This window comes from Glycomyces sp. MUSA5-2, from assembly GCF_037034145.1.
GTDB lineage: Bacteria > Actinomycetota > Actinomycetes > Mycobacteriales > Micromonosporaceae > Glycomyces > Glycomyces artemisiae.
Window position 1 is genome coordinate 293,047 of sequence record NZ_JBAGKG010000005.1, and the last position, 16,716, is coordinate 309,762.

The 16,716-nt window shown below is 72.5% G+C and carries 15 protein-coding genes; 8 read left to right on the top strand and 7 right to left on the bottom strand.

Annotation, left to right across the window (positions count from 1 at the left end):
* Positions 1-73 precede the first annotated feature (73 nt).
* Complete coding sequence (locus tag WA640_RS17810; protein WP_335989320.1) at positions 74-571, bottom strand: MarR family winged helix-turn-helix transcriptional regulator; 498 nt, start codon at positions 569-571, stop codon at positions 74-76.
* A 108-nt stretch (positions 572-679) separates the two neighbouring features.
* Here WA640_RS17810 and WA640_RS17815 point away from each other — a divergent pair, with 108 nt between their 5' ends.
* From WA640_RS17815 to WA640_RS17830, 4 genes are all read left to right on the top strand, one after another.
* The gene (locus WA640_RS17815; protein WP_335989321.1) at positions 680-2,761 is read left to right on the top strand and encodes an MMPL family transporter; all 2,082 of its coding nucleotides are present in this window, start codon (positions 680-682) and stop codon (positions 2,759-2,761) included.
* Between the two features lie 140 nt (positions 2,762-2,901).
* Entirely contained in the window at positions 2,902-3,147 is a 246-nt protein-coding gene (locus WA640_RS17820; RefSeq protein ID WP_335989324.1) for a hypothetical protein, read from the top strand.
* A 21-nt stretch (positions 3,148-3,168) separates the two neighbouring features.
* On the top strand, positions 3,169-6,306 hold the full coding sequence (locus WA640_RS17825) for an AAA family ATPase (protein WP_335989326.1): 3,138 nt from the start codon (positions 3,169-3,171) through the stop codon (positions 6,304-6,306).
* Positions 6,307-6,428: 122 nt separating this feature from the next.
* The gene (locus tag WA640_RS17830; protein WP_335989327.1) at positions 6,429-7,958 is read left to right on the top strand and encodes a multicopper oxidase family protein; all 1,530 of its coding nucleotides are present in this window, start codon (positions 6,429-6,431) and stop codon (positions 7,956-7,958) included.
* Positions 7,959-8,031: 73 nt separating this feature from the next.
* Here the strand turns inward: WA640_RS17830 and WA640_RS17835 are convergent, their stop codons facing one another.
* From WA640_RS17835 to larB, 3 genes are read right to left on the bottom strand one after another with little or no spacing between them, the layout of a single operon-like run.
* Positions 8,032-8,406 (bottom strand): PH domain-containing protein, encoded by a 375-nt coding sequence (locus tag WA640_RS17835; protein WP_335989329.1) that lies wholly within the window; start codon positions 8,404-8,406, stop codon positions 8,032-8,034.
* 34 nt (positions 8,407-8,440) lie between these two features.
* A complete protein-coding gene (gene larC, locus WA640_RS17840; RefSeq protein WP_335989331.1) occupies positions 8,441-9,796 on the bottom strand; it encodes a nickel pincer cofactor biosynthesis protein LarC in 1,356 nt (451 codons plus the stop codon).
* Entirely contained in the window at positions 9,793-10,482 is a 690-nt protein-coding gene (gene larB / locus WA640_RS17845) for a nickel pincer cofactor biosynthesis protein LarB (RefSeq protein ID WP_335989333.1), read from the bottom strand. The genes larC and larB overlap by 4 nt, the downstream gene beginning before the upstream one ends.
* Positions 10,483-10,674: 192 nt before the next feature.
* Between larB and WA640_RS17850 the strand changes: the two genes are divergently transcribed.
* The 3 genes from WA640_RS17850 to WA640_RS17860 all read left to right on the top strand — a co-directional run bounded on the left by WA640_RS17850 (position 10,675) and on the right by WA640_RS17860 (position 13,484).
* Positions 10,675-11,406 carry a glycerophosphodiester phosphodiesterase gene (locus WA640_RS17850; RefSeq protein ID WP_335989335.1) on the top strand — a complete coding sequence of 244 codons (732 nt, stop codon included), beginning with the start codon at positions 10,675-10,677 and terminating at the stop codon, positions 11,404-11,406.
* A gap of 115 nt (positions 11,407-11,521) precedes the next feature.
* Positions 11,522-11,923, top strand: coding sequence for an ATP-binding protein (locus WA640_RS17855; protein ID WP_335989336.1), 402 nt, complete (start codon positions 11,522-11,524; stop codon positions 11,921-11,923).
* Between the two features lie 253 nt (positions 11,924-12,176).
* Complete coding sequence (locus WA640_RS17860) at positions 12,177-13,484, top strand: glycosyltransferase 87 family protein (RefSeq protein WP_335989338.1); 1,308 nt, start codon at positions 12,177-12,179, stop codon at positions 13,482-13,484.
* A gap of 28 nt (positions 13,485-13,512) precedes the next feature.
* On the opposite strand, the gene dnaB is transcribed toward WA640_RS17860, so the two are convergent.
* Entirely contained in the window at positions 13,513-14,976 is a 1,464-nt protein-coding gene (gene dnaB / locus WA640_RS17865) for a replicative DNA helicase (RefSeq protein WP_106363395.1), read from the bottom strand.
* Positions 14,977-15,298: 322 nt separating this feature from the next.
* On the opposite strand from dnaB, the gene WA640_RS17870 reads away from it, so the two are divergent.
* Positions 15,299-15,688 carry a hypothetical protein gene (locus tag WA640_RS17870; protein ID WP_106362739.1) on the top strand — a complete coding sequence of 130 codons (390 nt, stop codon included), beginning with the start codon at positions 15,299-15,301 and terminating at the stop codon, positions 15,686-15,688.
* A gap of 266 nt (positions 15,689-15,954) precedes the next feature.
* Here the strand turns inward: WA640_RS17870 and rplI are convergent, their stop codons facing one another.
* The gene (gene rplI, locus WA640_RS17875; protein ID WP_106362738.1) at positions 15,955-16,416 is read right to left on the bottom strand and encodes a 50S ribosomal protein L9; all 462 of its coding nucleotides are present in this window, start codon (positions 16,414-16,416) and stop codon (positions 15,955-15,957) included.
* Positions 16,417-16,429: 13 nt separating this feature from the next.
* Positions 16,430-16,675 (bottom strand): 30S ribosomal protein S18, encoded by a 246-nt coding sequence (gene rpsR, locus WA640_RS17880; protein ID WP_106362737.1) that lies wholly within the window; start codon positions 16,673-16,675, stop codon positions 16,430-16,432.
* Positions 16,676-16,716 lie beyond the last annotated feature (41 nt).

A 16,716-nucleotide genomic window follows, 5' to 3' on the forward strand; every position in this document is an offset into this window, starting at 1 on the left:
GCCTCACCGTAGCGGCCGGGTCCGACGCCTGGCACCTGTTATTCGCCCCTGACCGGGACTCCCCAGACCGGGCCTACCGGCGCCGCCGGTCCCGGCCGCGCACCTCCGCGGAGACGGCCCGCATCGTCTCGGTGCTCACCGTCAGGAACCGCCGCACGACCTCCCGCTCCTCGGCGGTGAACCCGGTCCACGCGCCGCTGAACGCGACCGCGAGCGGCGCGAACAGGTGCCGGTTCGCCTCCAGCGCCGCCGCGGGCACCTCCAGGGCGACGCGGCGCCGGTCGTCGGCGGGCCGGGTCCGCTCGACGTGGCCGAGCGCTTCGAGGCGGTCGACGAGCGCCGTGGTCGCCGACGGCGACAGGCCCAGCTCCTTCGCGAGCGCCGACGGCGACAGCGGCTCGCCGATCCGCGCGGCCTCCATGATGAGGACCAGCGCGTTCACGTCGGTGCGGTGCAGCCCGTGCACGGCGCCGAACCGCTCCGCGTACTTGTCGGACTCGACGGTGAGGTTCTGGAGCAGCCGCGACAGGTCCCTGTCGGTCGGTCCGCCGCCGTCGGTGTCGCGGGTCATACGCGCCGTCCTGTTCTCGTCCGTGGCCGAAGTGCAGTCTACTGTTTCGATCATCGAAATATTCGCCGATGGAACCACCGGCCCGATGCGACGCGAGGAGACTCCCACATGGCCCCCGAACGACCGCGGCCCGTCCGGCGCCTGCGCTGGCTGATCCCCGCGCTGCTCGCGCTCGCCTGGCTCGCCCTCGGCTCCTTCGCCGGACCCTACGCCGGGAAGCTCAGCGAGGTCGCGAGCAACGACGGCTCCGCGTTCCTCCCGTCGTCGGCCGAGTCCACCGAGGTCATGGAGCTGCGCAAGGCCTTCGACGACACCGGGGCCGTCCCCGCGATCGTCGTCGCCGAACGATCCGGCGGCCTCACCGACGCCGACCTCGCCTACCTCGACGCCGCGGCCGCCGGCCTCGCCGCGCTCCCCTTCAACGCCGGGCCGCCGATCCCGCCGCAGCTCTCGGACGAGGACCCGCCCGAAGCCGCGCAGCTCGTCGTCCTCATCGACAGCGACACCGACGACGCGGACGCCGTCGCCGACATCCGCGGCCTCCTCGCCGAGGACCGACCCGACGGACTCGACGTCCTCGTCACCGGCCAGGCCGCGCTCGGCGCCGACCTCGGCGCGGCCTTCGGCGGCGTCGACGGCCTCCTCCTGCTCGTGGCCGCCGCCGTCGTGGCCGTGATCCTCGCGCTCGTCTACCGCTCCCCGCTCCTGCCCGTCCTGGTGCTCCTGTCCTGCGGGTTCGCGCTCGCGGTCGCCAGCGCCGCCGTCTACCGGCTCGCCGACGCGGGCGCCGTGGACCTGAACGGCCAGAGCCAGGGCATCCTGTCGATCCTCGTGTTCGGCGCCGCCACGGACTACGCGCTGCTCCTGGTGGCGCGCTTCAAGGAGGAGCTCGACGGCGGCGCCGACCGGTTCGCCGCGGTGCGCCGGGCCCTGCGCGGCACGATCGAGCCGATCGCGGCCTCGGCGGGCACCGTGGTCCTCGGCGTGCTGTGCCTGCTGTTCAGCCAGCTGGAGTCGAACCGGGGCCTCGGGCCGGTCGCGGCGATCGGCATCGGCGGGTCGTTCCTCGCCGCGGTGACGTTCCTGCCCGCGGTGCTGGCCCTGTTCGGGCGCGCCGCGTTCTGGCCGCGCCGGGTCGGCGCCGGGCGCGCCCGGCCCTCGCGGCTGTGGGCGGGCGTCGCGGCGCTCGTCGCCCGCCGCCCCCGCGTCGTGTGGGCGGTGACGGCCGCGGGGCTCGCGGTCGCGGCCGCATTCACGGTGCAGCTCAAGGCGGACGGGACGTCGCAGACCGACGTGTTCCTCACCGGCGTGGACTCGGTGGCGGGCCAGGAGGTCCTCGCCGCGCACTTCGCGGCCGGTGCGGGCGCCCCCGCGGTGATCGTCGCGGACGAGTCGTCCCTCGACGAGGTCCTCGCGGCCGCGCAGGTCGACGGGGTCGCCTCCGCCGCGCCCGCGGTCGACGAGACCGGGCAGGTCCGTACCGCGGACGGCCTCGTGGAGATCGAAGCGGTCCTTGAGGACGCGCCCGACTCCGACGCCGCACTGGACACTGTGGAGCGGCTGCGGGACGCGGTCCACGCCGTCGACGGCGCATTGGTGGGCGGCCCGACCGCGGTCCAGCTCGACACGCTCACGACGTCCGAACGGGACCGCGCGGTCATCATCCCGATCGTCCTGGCCGTGATCCTCCTGGTGCTCATGGCACTCCTGCGGTCGATCGTCGCCCCGCTGCTGCTGACGGCCACCGTGGTCCTGTCCTTCGGCGCGACCATGGGCGTCTCGGCCCTGGTGTTCAACCACCTCTTCGGGTTCCCCGGCGCCGACCCGACGGTCGTCCTCTTCGGATTCGTGTTCCTCGTGGCCCTCGGCATCGACTACAACATCTTCCTGATGACGCGGGTCCGCGAGGAGTCCGCGCGCCTGGGCACCCGCGCCGGGACCGTCCGGGGCCTGGTCGCCACCGGCGGGGTCATCACCTCGGCCGGGGTGGTCCTCGCGGCGACGTTCTCGGCGCTCGCGGTCCTGCCGATCCTGTTCCTCGCGCAGATCGCGTTCGTCGTCGCCTTCGGGGTGCTCCTCGACACCGTCGTTGTCCGGTCCCTGCTCGTCCCGGCGCTCACGATCGACATCGGTAAGGCCGTCTGGCGGCCCTCCGAGCTCGCGAAAGTAAGGCCTCCGGCCCGCGGGTAAGGGACCTGAGGGTGCTGAGGCCCGGAAGTAAGGGGTCTGCGGCGGTCTTCGACGCGGACGCCTGATGCCCGGGGCCGGGCCTCAGCACGAGTATTGGTGTCAGGCCGGAAACGCCGGCCACTGACACCGAAGGAACGAAGATGAACGACTTCGACCTGCACTACCTCCACTACGCCCGCTCCGAGGAGCTCCGCCAGGAGGCCGAGAACGAGCGCCAGGCCCGCCGCCTCATCAAGGCCGCCAAGGAGACCCGCCGCGGCGGCACCCACGTCCGCCACAGCGGCGTCGCCGACCGCGTCGTGCGGGCCCTGGGCCTGCGCCACGGCGCCGAGCACACCGAGGAGGGCGCCGCCGTCGCCGAAACCGACCGGGCCGCCGTGTCCTAAGGGCGTGTCATGATTGCAGACATGCCGCGCCTAGGTTCCGACCTCCCGCTCTTCGCACGCGACGCCGAGCTCGCGTCGCTGCGCGACGCGCTCGACGCCGCGAAGCACGGCAGGCCGGCCACGGTCCTGGTCTCGGGGGACGCGGGGGTCGGCAAGACCCGGCTCCTCCACGAGTTCAACGACAGCGCCGGTGACGGTGTCCTCACCGTCACCGGCCACTGCCTCGACACGGCCGACTCCGCACTCCCCTACCTCCCCTTCGCCGAGATCACCGGCACCCTCGCCCGCGACCAGCCCGACCTCGTCGCCGCCCACCCCGGCCTGCGCCCCCTCCTCCCCGGCCACCCCGCCTCCGACGGCGACCTCGGCCGCCTCGGCCTGTTCGAGGCGTTCCACGCCGCGCTCGCCGACCTCGCCGCCGACCGCACCGTCGTCATCACCCTCGAAGACCTCCACTGGGCCGACCGCTCCAGCCGCGACCTCCTCGCGTTCCTCACCTCCCGCCTCACCGGCCAGCGCCTCCTCATCCTCGGCTCCTACCGCGCCGACGCCGTCCACCGCGGCCACCCCCTCCGCCCGCTCCTGGCCGAGCTCGTGCGCCTCCCCGCCGTCCAGCGCCTCCAGATCGACCCGTTCGACTCCCAGCACGCCGCCGACTTCGTGCGCGAGCTGAACACCGGGCTCGACGAGGTCTCCGTCTCCAAGATCGCCGCCGCCTCCGAGGGGAACGCGTTCCTCGCCGAGGAGCTCGCGGCCGCCGAGACCCACACCGTCACGTTCGAGCTCGCGGAGGTCCTCCTGGCCCGCCTCGAACGCCTCCCCGACGCCTCCCGGCAGGTCGTGCGCCTCGCCTCCGTCCTGGGCCGCCGCTTCACGTACGCGCGGCTGAACGCCGCCGCCTGGTCGCTGCTCGACGAGACGGGCCTGCGCCACGAGCGGGAGCTCGACGAGGCCCTGCGCGCGGCCATCTCGCACGGCATCATCGTGCAGAAGAGCGCCGACACGTACGCGTTCCGCCACGCCCTCCTCGGCGAGGCCGTCTACTCCGACCTCCTTCCGGGCGAACGCATCCGGTACCACCAGAAGATCGCCGAGTCCCTCGCCGGCGACAACGGCAAGGGCGCCGAGGCCGAACTCGCCCACCACGCCTACGAGTCCGGGGACCTGCGCTGCGCGCTCGCCGCGTCGGTGCGCGCCGCCGACGAGGCCGTGGAGCTCGCCGCGCCCGCCGAGGCGCTCCTGCACCTGGAGCGGGCCCTGGCCCTGTTCGAGCGGGTCCCGGCCGCGCAGCGGCCCGTCGGCATCACGGAGCTGCGGCTGACCACCCGCGCCGCCGCGAACGCGGAGGCGTCGGGCGAGATCAAACGCGCCCAGTCGTTCTCGGCCGCCGCGGTGCGCCTCGCGGACGCCTCCGGGGACCCGATCCTCGGCGCCTCCACGCGCCGCAAGTACGCCAAGCACCTCCTCACCATCGAGGGCGACGAAGACCAGGCGCACCGGGTCGCCTGGGAGGCATGGGAACTGGTCAAGGACGAGGAGCCCCGCGCGGTGAAGGCGTGGGCGCAGGCCGTCGTCGGCCGCACCATCTACGCCAACCGCCGCCACGAGGACGCGAGGGCGTGGACGGCCGCGGCCATCGCCACCGCCGACGCGGTCCTCGCCGAGTCCGACGACCCCGACGAGACGTCCGCGGCCCGCGCCGCGAAGGCCGACGCGACCCTCACCGACAGCCTCGCCGCGTTCCGCCGCGGCGAGCAGACCGTCGAGCAGTCGATCGCCCGCAACACCGAGGCCCTCGACCTGGTCCGCGGCCTCGAATGGCACGAGGTGGAGCTGCGCGGCCACTTCAACAACGGACTGGTCCTCGTCGAGGCCGCGCGCCTGCGCGAGGCGCTCGTGCACTTCGACCGCGGCATGGAGCGCGGCCGCTGCACCGGCGACAAGTGGAGCGGCTTCGGCGTGGAGATCGCCGTCCGCCAGGTCATCTGCAACTACATGCTGGGCCGCTGGGGCGACGTCGACGCGAACGGCGAGATGGCCTCCAGCGTCCTGCCCGGCGTCGTCCTCACCCGCCTCGCCGCCGCGGTCCTCCTCGTCGACGTCGCCCGCGGCCGCTTCGAGACCGCCGACCGCCGCCTCGACTACCTCGCCGACCGGTGGCAGATCGACGGCCAGGTCCTCGCGCTCGCGACGCTGTGCGGCGCCGAGCTCGACCGCTGGCGCCACCGGCCCGCCGACGCGCTGCGCCGCGTCGAGCGCGCCACGGAACTCATGACCCGCATGCGGGGCTACTACCTCGCCGGGGTGTCGGTGTGCGCCACCGGCATCGGCGCCGCCGCCGACCTCGCCCACCAGTTGCGCCGCGACGGCGACACCGCGGGCGCGAAGGACGCGGTCGCCGCGGGCGAGCGGCTCGCCGAGCGCGGCCGGTTCTTCCTGGAGCACGGCCAGCCGATGTCCGGGACCCTCGGCCCCGAGGGGATCGCGTGGGCCGCGCAGCTCGAAGCGGAGGCGACCCGCCTGTACGGCGACGGCGACCCCGAGCGGTGGCGCACGGCCGCCGACGCGTTCGACTACCGGACCGCACTCGCCGCCCAGGCCCCTGCGCCCGCGGGCGGGCCCGCGGCCGACCCGGTGCCGCGCCTGACCGACCAGGAGCGCCTGGACCTGGCCTTGACCGACCCGCTCGCGTCCGAGACCCTCGCGATGCTCGAAGGCGGCGCCGCGCCCGCGCCCGCGCCGGCGCAGGACTGGGCCGAGCCGTACCGGCAGGCGTACGCCCGCTGGCGCCTCGCCGAGGCGCTCCTCGCGTCCCCGGGCGCCGACGCCCGCCTGAAGGCCGCGGAGGCGCTCGTCGCCGCGAAGCGCACCGCGATCGAGCTGGGCGCCGAGCCGCTGCGCAAGGAGCTGTGCGCGCTCGCCGAGCGGGCCCGCCTCGACACGGCCATGCCGACGTCGACCCCGTTGACCCCCAGGGAGCTCGGGGTCCTGCGCCTGGTCGCGCGGGGCCTGACGAACCGCCAGATCGGCGCCGAGCTGTTCATCTCCGAGAAGACCGTGAGCGTCCACCTGTCGCGGGCCATGGCGAAGCTCGAAGTCGCCGGCCGCGCCGCAGCGGTGAACGCCGCCCACATCCGCGGCTACCTCGCCGAGGAATAGGGCCCGCGTCCCGAGGCGATACCCGGGGTTGACTCGCGGGTGCCGCGTAGTCCCCACGGTGTACGGGCATTGCCTCCCTCGGCCCGATGCATCGGGCGGGTCGCGCCGCGACCATTGCGTTCATGAAGCGGCGTAATGCACTGAAGTGGACCCTCATCGGTGTCGGCGGCGGCGTGGGCGTGATCGCGCTCGGCGGGGCCGGGACCGTCGCGTACCTGTGGAGCAGCGCGAAGCTCGACACCGCCGGGAAGGTCGACTTCGACAACCCCCTCGCGATCCCCCCGCTCGCGGAGTCCGCCGACGACCCCTCCGGCGCCCGCGTGTTCCACCTCGACATCAAGGCCGGCACCACCGCGCTCAAGGACGGCGCCGAGACCGCCACCTGGGGGATCAACGGGAACTTCCTCGGCCCCACCATCCGCGCCAAGCGCGGCGAGGAGATCGCGTTCTCCGTGTACAACGGGCTCGACGAAGGCACCTCGATCCACTGGCACGGCATGCACCTGCCCGCCGTCATGGACGGCGGCCCCCACCAGGAGATGGAGCCTGGCGGCGACTGGACCCCGCAGTGGACGCTGAACCAGCCCGCTGCGACCCTCTGGTACCACCCGCACCCGCACGGCCGCACCGCGCACCACGTCTACAAGGGACTCGCGGGGATGTTCATCATCGACGACGAGGAGTCCGAGGCCCTGCCGCTGCCGTCCACGTACGGCGTCGACGACGTCCCGCTCATCGTCCAGGACCGCAACTTCAACGGCGACAACCAGTTCGAGGACGGCGGCTCGTTCATGAGCATGCAGGGCATCCTCGGTGACGAGATCATGGTCAACGGGACCCTCGGCCCCTACTTCGACGTGACCACCCGCCTCGTGCGCCTGCGCCTGCTCAACGGCTCGGTCTCGCGCCTCTACAACTTCGGGTTCAGCGACGACCGCCCGTTCCAGCTCATCGCCACCGACGGCGGCCTCCTCCCCGAGGCGTGGGAGACCGACCGGCTCCAGCTCTCACCCGGCGAGCGCGCCGAGATCGTCGTCGCCTTCGAACCCGGCGAGACCGCTGTGCTCAGGTCCCACCCGGCCGCCGAGGGCTACACGGGCCCGCTCGCCCGCGTCAACGGCGCCGAGGACCTCCTCGACGTCTGCCAGTTCCGGGCCGCCGACTCGCTCGCCGACGAGACCTCGGTTCCCGAGGCCATGGGCGCGGCCCCCGACGTCGACCCCGCCGAGGCCGCCGAGGAGCGCTCGTTCTCCCTCTCCGGGTTCAGCCAGATCAACGGCGAGGCGATGGACCTGGCGCGCATCGACTTCGGGGTCCGGGAGGGCACCGTCGAGGTGTGGGAGGTGACCAACGCCGACGGGTACATGCACAGCTTCCACGTCCACGACGTCCAGTTCCGGGTCCTCGACGTCGACGGCGCCGAGCCGCCCCCGCAGCTGCTCGGCTGGAAGGACACCGTGCAGCTCGTCCCGCAGCGCAAGTACCGGCTGGCCATGCGGTTCGCCGACTACACCGACCCGAACCTGCCGTACATGTTCCACTGCCACATCCTCGCCCACGAGGACTCGGGGATGATGGGCCAGTTCGTGGTCCTCGGCGAAGGCGAGGAGATCGGCGAGGTCCCCGCGCCCGCGCACGCGACGCACGGCTGACAGGACAGCGGCGCCGGGCCCCGATCCGTAGGCACCACGGGGGGCCCGGCGCCGCTCTACGTCGTTGCGGGGCTTAGAGGGAGCAGGCGGCGATGTGCTTGGCGACTGCGGGCAGGTCGACGTTCTCCTTGAACTCGAAGCGGACCTTGCCGAGCCCGGAGAACCACAGGTCCAGTTCGCCGTCGTTGTCCATGAGGCCGTCGGTCTCCACCGAGTACGCCTGGATCTTGCTGAAGGGGAGGGTCGTGTAGTCCTTCTTGCGGCCGGTGATGCCCTGGACGTTCACGGCGATGATGCGCTTGTTCGTGAAGACGATGAAGTCGCGCACTCCCTCGAAGGTCAGCGCCACCTCCTCGCCGTCGACCAGCAGCGGGGCGACCTCGTCGCGGAAGCCGGGGTCGTCGGTGAGCTTGAGCTTGAAAACCGAACCATTCTCGAAATCGATCATGCGGGCAGGATACCGACTCCCACCCACGACCCGGTCAGTGCGGATACTCCTGCGCCGCAAGGGCCGTCGCCTGCGCTACGACCACTTTCAGCGGCCGCCCGAGCGCGGCCGCCGCGGCCGCCGCGTCCTCGTACTCGACCGACGCGTTGACGACCTCGCCGTGCTCCAGCGCGGTCTTCACCCCGATCGAGTGACCGTCTACATCGACCACCGTGTAGCGGCGCTCCAGTGCGTACTTGTCGATCTCGTACGAGCGCATGCCGATCGTCGTCGTGTGCCGCACCAGCGCCGACCGCACTGCGGCCACCGCCTCCGCCCGGCACAGCACGTGCACCGTGTGCGCGGGACGGCCCTTCTTCATGAGGATCGGCGTCAGCCACGCGTCCGACGCGCCCGCCTCCAGCAGCGCCGCGAGGGCCGAGGGCCACAGCCGCGGGTCGAGGTCGTCGACGTTCGTCTCGATGACCACCGGCTTCGCGCCGGCGCTGCCGACGCCGTGGTCATGCGGATCGCGGACCGCCTGCGGCCCATGGGCATGGCCGTGATCGTGCCTTTCCGGGGCGCCTTCTTGACGGCTGTGTTCATGACCGTGTTCATGCGGCTGCGCCTGCTGCTGCGACGCGGCCCCGACCCGGTGGACGTGCGCATGCGCCGCCCGCCGAGCCGTCACCACCTCGCGGCCGATCACGATGCGCAGCAGGTTCGCCCGCTCCTGCGGGTCGCGCCCGCCCGCGCCGACGCCCACCCGCTCCACGACCATCTCCGGCAGCGGCCCGTACCCCGAGGCCGCGGCCGCGACGATCGCCGCGCCCGTCGGCGTGCACGCCTCGTACGGCACCGCGCCCACCACGGGCGCGCCCGCGTCGGCGAGGACCCGCAGCACCGCCGGGGCAGGCAGCGGGATCGACCCGTGCGACCCGCGCGTCGTGCCGCCCCCGAGCGTCACCGTCGACGCCGTGACCTTCGCGAGCCCGAGCGACGCGAGCCCCGCGGCCGCGCCCACGATGTCCGCGATCGAGTCGAGCGCCCCCACCTCGTGGAAGTGCACGTCCTCCTCGTCGATCCCGTGCGCCGCGGCCTCCGCCGCCGCCAGGCGCGCGAACGCCCCCAGCGCCAGCTTCCGGGCCGCCTCGTCGAGGTCCGCGCCTTCGAGCATCGCCCGGATCGACCGCCAGCGCCGGTCGTTCGCGGCCTCCGGGACCTCCACGTCCACCTTCACGCCCGCGAGCCCGTGCCGGGCGACCCGCTTGGCGCGCAACCGGATCGGCTCGGTCCCGAGCGAGTCCACGGCCGCCTGCATGAGTTCGAGCGGCACCCCCGCGTCGACCAGCGCCCCCAGGAACATGTCGCCGGAGGCGCCCGCCGAGCAGTCGAGCCACGCGACCGTCATCGCTCCGCCTTCACGTTCAGGATCCGGGCCGCGGCCATCGCCGCCCCGAACCCGTTGTCGATGTTCACCACCGTCACGCCCGGCGAGCACGAGTTCAGCATCGTCAGCAGCGGCGCGAGCCCGCCGAACGCGGCCCCGTACCCCACTGACGTGGGCACCGCGACGACCGGCGCGGACACGAGCCCCGCCACGACCGACGGCAGCGCCCCGTCCATGCCCGCCACCACGATCACGCACACCGCTTCGCGCAGTTCGGGCAGCTTGTCGAGGAGCCGGTGCAGCCCGGCCACGCCCACGTCGGGGGTCAGGCGCGCGTCGAGGCCGTTCGCGCGGGCCGTGACCACGGCCTCCTGCGCCACCGGCAGGTCCGAGGTCCCCGCGCACACCACCGCGAGCGGCCCGGATTCGACCGCCGGGAACTCGCCGACGGCGCACACGCCCGCCTCCACGAGCACCGGCTCGCCCGCGAACCGCTCCCGCACGGCCGCCGCGCACGCCTCGTCGCAGCGGGTCGCCACCGCGACCCGCCCCGGGTGGGCCTCGCGCAGCGCCGCGAGCGCACCCGCGACCTGCGCCGGAGTCTTGCCCGCCGCGTACACGGCCTCGGCCGTGCCCGTCCGGGCCGGCCGCCCGACGTCGATCTTCGCCCACCCCAGGTCCCGGTAGGCCCCTTCCTCGTAACGCACGCCCACTATCCTCCCACCCGTCACCCGCCACCGCCCAAAACCGTCGCCGCGGTCCGCTGCCCGCCCCACGCCCGAGCGCGTCGGCGCCCGGCCACCAGACGTTCACCCGAAGCGGACGTGTTCACCGCCACAACGCGAACCGGACACCGCGGAGCGACCACGCCGTCGCCCCCACCGTCTATCGTTCAAAGGGTGTCCCACCCGCTGATCGCCGCCCACAGAGGCGCGAACGAGTTCCTGCCGGAGCACTCCCTCGCCGCGTTCCGCCAGGCCATCGTCGAGGGCGCGGACGGGTTCGAGTTCGACATCCGCCTCACCGCCGACGGGCACCTCGTCCTCCACCACGACCGCACCGTCAAGCGCACCTCCGACGGCAAAGGCGCCGTGGCCGACCTCACACTCGCCCAGTTGCGGGAGTTCAACTTCGCGCACCAGTACCCCGACTGCGCGGGCAATCCCGAGGCCGAGCGCATCCCCACCCTCGAAGACGTCTTCGGGCTCGTCGTCGACTCGGGCAAGGACCTCAAGCTCCTCATCGAGGCCAAGCACCCCTCGAAGTTCGGGCCCCGCCTCGAACTGCGCCTGTGGGAGACCCTGAGGCGCTGGCCCGGGCTCGACGTCACGGTCATGTCCTTCTCGCGGGCCGCGCTCAAGACCTGGCGCGGCCTCGACGCCGACACGCCGCTGGTGTGGATCTTCGAGTACCCGTTCCGGCGCCCGCCCGAGGGGGTGCAGATCCTCTCCTCGCGCGTCGACTACATCGATTCGACACCCGATTTCGTCGAACGCAGCCACGAGGCGGGGTACGAGGTGTACACCTGGACCGTCAACGACGCCGACACGGCGCACCGCATGGCGGGCCTCGAAGTCGACCTCATCATCTCCGACCGGCCCGCCGCGATCCGCCAGACCCTCACCGGCTGATCCCGGCGCCTCAAGACGGACTCAGGGTCCGACGGTAATGCTGGCGTAGCGAGTGCGTAAAGGGTAGTTTGCTGTATAGCTTCCCCAGGGCACGTCGGAAGGAAGGGAGAACGCGATGCCAGCTGCGATACCGGCGCCGGAGCGGCTGCGCGTCCCCCACCAGTCCGGGGCGCCCGGCCAGGTCCGCCGGTGGCTGCGCGACGCGCTCCCCGACCTCCCCGACGAGGCCCGCGACGACCTCCTGGTGTGCGCTACCGAGCTCGTCTCGAACGCCGTCCGCCACGCCCGGCCGCTCCCGGGGAACGAAGTGTGCGTCACCTACGTCCTCGGCCCCGCCGACGTCGAGGTCCGCGTCATCGACGGCGGCTCCCGCACCCACCCCCACGTGTGCTCCGTGAACCTCGACTCCGCGCACGGCCGCGGCATGTTCATCGTGTCCAAACTGTCCACCGACTGGGGCGCCCGCACCCTCGGCGACGGCACCCAGGAAGTCTGGGCGAGGATCCCCTTCCACTAACCGGTCCCGGCGGCGCCCTCTTGCCGGGCGCTGCTGTCAGACCCTGGTGTCACCCTTGTGGCCGGGGGCCCGGAATCCGCGTCCTGACGACGCGAGGCGCTGCCCTGAAAACGCCGCCGCTCCGGATCCGGCCGCCGCGGCGGATTGTCGGACCCCGGTGTCACCCTTGTGATCGGGGGCCCGCGGTCCGCGCCTTCCCGGGGCTCGCTGCTGCCGTCCTGCGGGGCGGGTCCGGTCACCGTACGATGTCCGGGTGTCGCACCGTCCGCTCTACATCGACCTCGCCCTGTACGCCGCCGCCGCGATCTTCGCGGGCGCGACGGCGCTGTGGACCACCCTTGTCCCGCACGAGGTCTGGGGCGCCGTCGCCATCGGCGGGTACCTCCCGGCGGCGGTCTGCATCGCGGTCCTGCTGACCCAGACCGGGGCGGTCTGGCGCGGCCGGGCCGTCGTCGCGGGCGGGACCGCGGTCGCCGTCACCGCGTTCCCGCTGGTGTTCATGGCGGTCGAGCGCGCGATCGGCGTTGGCGAGCGCCGCGCGCAGTCCGAGGTCGAGGTCGTCGAGGAGTCAGGCGCGCGCCTGCTCGACACCGGCAGCCCCTACCTCCACGCCGACGTCATCACCACCCTCCCGAACCCCGTCCACGGCTACAACCCGTACCAGCCGGGCATGGCGGTCTTCGGGTTCCCGGCCGCGCTGTTCGGCCAGCACTGGTGGACCGACGCCCGCATCTACTTCCTCCTCGCCGCCGCGGCCTGCGCGTACGGCGCGTTCCGGCTGCTGCGCACCCGCCCCGGGGTGCTCGGCGCCGGGAAGGGCCCGCTGCTGCGGGCGTTCCAGGCGATGTTCGTGTTCCCGGTGTGCGCGTTGACGTTCGCGACCGGCGGCGACGACATGCCGGTGGTCGCGCTGCTGGTCCTCGCGCTCGCGTTCGCGCACCGCGAGCGGTCCCTCGCCGCGGGCCTGGCGGTCGGCGCGGCGGCGGCGCTGAAGCTGTTCGCGTGGCCCGTCGCGGTCGTCATGGCGTTCCTGATGTGGCGCCAGGGCGGCCTGCGCCGCTTCGCCGCGGGCTTCGCCGTCCCGGTCGCGGCCACGATGGCGCCGGTGCTCGCGGTGGACGCGCGCGGGTTCTTCGACAACGTGATCGCGTTCGGCTTCGGGCACGGCGTGGTCGAGTCCCCGGCGCAGTCGCCGTTCATCGGGTACCTCGTCGTCAACCACCTGCCCGCCGGTGACCTCATCGCGAAGGGCCTGCTGGGGCTCGCGGCGGTCGTGATCGCGTGGCTGCTGTGGACGCGGCCGCCGTCGACGGCCGCGGCGGCGGCGATGTGGTGCGCGGCCGGTCTGACGACCGCGTTCCTGCTCATGCCCGCGAGCCGCTTCGGGTACATGCTGTACCCGGTGGTGCTGCTCGGCTGGTGGCTGCCGCTGCGCGACGCGGTCGCCGGGGCCGCGCACGGGACGCTGTTCGCGGGCGTCGACGTCGGGGACGAGGCGGTCGACGAACTGGAGCACGAGACGGGCCCGGGCCCGTCGATGGCGGTCGAATGGTGGCGCTGACGAGCGGCGGCGCTAGGGAACGGGCGTCCTAGACCGCCATGTCGACGAAGCGCGACAGGTGGAGCTGGGCCGCCACGGTGATCGTGTCCGTGGCGCCGTTGCGGTGCTTGGCGACGATGAAGTCGGCCTCGCCCGCGCGCGGGGACTCCTTGTCGTAGTAGTCCTCGCGGTGCAGGAGGATGACGACGTCGGCGTCCTGCTCCAGCGAGCCGGACTCGCGGAGGTCGGACAGCTGCGGGCGCTTGTCGGTGCGCTGCTCGGGACCGCGGTTCAGCTGCGCGACCGCGATGACCGGGCACTGCACCTCCTTGGCGAGGAGCTTGAGGCCGCGGGAGATCTCGGAGACCTCCTGCTGGCGCGACTCCACTTTCTTCGGCGAGGTCATGAGCTGGAGGTAGTCGACGACGATGAGCTTGAGGTCGTGGCGCTGCTTGAGGCGCCGGGCCTTCGCCCGGATCTCCATCATGGTCATCGACGCGGTGTCGTCGACGAACAGCGGCGCCTCGGAGATGTCGCCCATGCGCTTGGCCAGGCGCGTCCAGTCGTCGTCGGAGAGGTCGCCCGAGCGCAGGACGTGCATGGGGACGCGCGTCTCGGCGCTCAGCAGGCGCATCACGATTTCGAGCTTGCTCATTTCGAGGGAGAACAGGGCCGCGGCGTGGCGGTGGTGGAGGGACGCGTGCCGCATGAAGTCCATTGCGGCCGTGGACTTTCCGGCGCCGGGGCGGCCGGCGACGATGATGAGCTGGCCAGCCTGGAGGCCGGAGAGGAGCCGGTCGAGGTCGGCGAAGCCGGTGGGGATGCCGGTCATGACGCCCTGGTTGGCGCCGATCGCCTCGATCTCGTCCATGGCGGGCTGGAGGAGGTCGGAGAGGACCGCGAAGTCCTCGCTCTGGCGGTTGTCGGTGACCTCGTAGACGGCCTGCTGGGCGAGGTCGACGAGGTCGTCGATGTCGCGGCCGCCCTGGCCGCCGCCGTACCCGTACTGGACGACCTTCGTGCCGGCCTCGATGAGGCGGCGCAGGATCGCCTTCTCCTTGACGATCTTCGCGTAGTACCCGGCGTTCGCGGCCGTGGGCACGGTGTTGAGGAGGTCGTGGAGGTAAGGGCCGCCGCCGATCTTGGCGAGGTCGCCGGTGTCGGCGAGGGCCGCGGCGATGGTGACGGCGTCGGCGGGCTCGCCGTTGCCGAACTTGTCGATGACGGCGTCGAAGATCATGCCGTGGGACGGCTTGTAGAAGTCGCCGGGGCCGAGGACCTCGATGACGTCGGCGATGGCGTCCTTGCTCATGAGCATGCCGCCGAGGACCGACATCTCGGCCTGGAGGTCCTGGGGCGGGGTGCGCTCGAAGGTGCGGGCGCCGCCGCCCCCGTGGCCGTTGCCGCCGCCTCCGCCGCCCGCGAAGGGGTCCTCCGGGGGCGTGTCGAAATAGGACCCGTTCGCTCCGTTGGCGCCTCGCGAGAAGACGCCGTCCGTCGACACGTCGGCCATGCCATCCACCCCCTCGGTCACCGTGCGTTCATGGAGACAGTACCGCCCGCATACGACAGAAGGGCGGCGTCAATGACGCTATGTCGCGCCGGGCACGGTTGCAAACGACCCTGTGGACAACCTGTGGACAAGGTTGTGGATAACCTGTGGATAACCCGGCCCGGGCCTGTGGACAACCTGTGGACAACAACGCGACCGGGCCTCGGATGCGGGTCGGGAGCTGCGGGGACGCCGTCCACCGCCTGTGGACGGAAATCCGTTCGTGCCAACTTGCCGATAGCATGGGGGCGACCCCGGCACGGATCAGAAGAGAGACCGGCTCATGACCGCTCCGCAGCGCCCCGAACGCAGGCCCCGGCTCGACCCCGAAGGCGACGACCGGCCGGGGGAGCGCGCGTTCACCCCGACGCTGCTCGTGACGCTCGCCTGGTACGCGGTGCCGGCGGTGGTCTACTTGACGTGGGTGGTGTCGCAGCCGCCGGTGGACGCGAACTGCGCGGCGTCGGGGTGCACGGTGGCGGGCCGGGTCGGCGCGGCGGTCGCGGGCGGCTGGGCGTGGACGCTCTCGTCGCTCACCGCGAGCCTCCTCGTCGCGGTCCTGCTGCGACTCCCGCGCGCCGGATGGCGTGCGGGCGTGGCGGGCTCGGCGGCGGCGATCCTCGGCGCGGGCCTTGTGACGGTGGTCCTGCGGACCGCCGGCTGGGTGATCTGACGCCGTACGGGCGGCCCCGGGTACCCACCCGAACCCACCTTCACCACTACCGATGAAAAGACCCAGCAGTCGAAAAGCACCAACTTCCCACACGGGTGCGACGGCGGGGGTCGGGTGTGGAGGGAGGGCGGGGGCGAAGATGTCGAACACAGGCGGGCAAACCAGGTGAAACGGGTGAATCGGGCGGTGCGGATTCACTCGAAGGTGTGGACGGACATGACGAGGGCCCGCGACCGGATGGTCGCGGGCCCTCGTACGTGCCTTGCCTACTTCTTGCGGCGCTTGGCCGGGGTGACCTGGAGCTTGAACTTCGCGGTCACCTCCGGGTGCAGCTTGACCGTGACGTCGTAGGTGCCGACCGACTTGATGGTCGAGGCGAGCTCGACGCGGCGGCGGTCGATCTTCGGGCCGCCGGCCTCGTCGACGGCCTTGACGATGTCGGCCGCGGTGATGGAGCCGAAGAGGCGGTCGCCGTCGCCGGTGCGGGCGACGATGTGGGCGTCCGTCTGCTTCAGCTGGTCCGCCACCGAGCGGGCCTTGTCCAGGTCGTGGATCTGGCGGGAGGCACGAGCGCGCTGGATCGCGTCGACCTCCTTCTGGCCGCCCTTGGTCCAGGCGATCGCAAGGCCCTGCGGCAGCAGGTAGTTGCGGCCGTAACCGGGCTTGACCTCGACCACGTCGCCGGCCGAGCCGAGGTTGGGCACCTCATGAGTCAGGATGATCTTCATGTTGCGCTCCTTCCTAGCGGGTCTGGCTGGTGTACGGGAGCAGGGCCATCTCGCGGGCGTTCTTGACGGCCGCGGCGATCTGGCGCTGCTGCTGGGTGGTCACGCCGGTCACACGGCGGGCACGGATCTTGCCGCGGTCGGAGATGAACTTCCGCAGCAGCGCCGTGTCCTTGTAGTCGACGTAGGTGATGCCCTCTTTTTCAAGCGGGTTGGGCTTCTTCTTCGGCTTCCGCAGGGGAGCCGATTTCGGGTTGGCCATGTCTCTGTCTTGCCTCTTACTCGAGATCGTTCCGGGCTGAG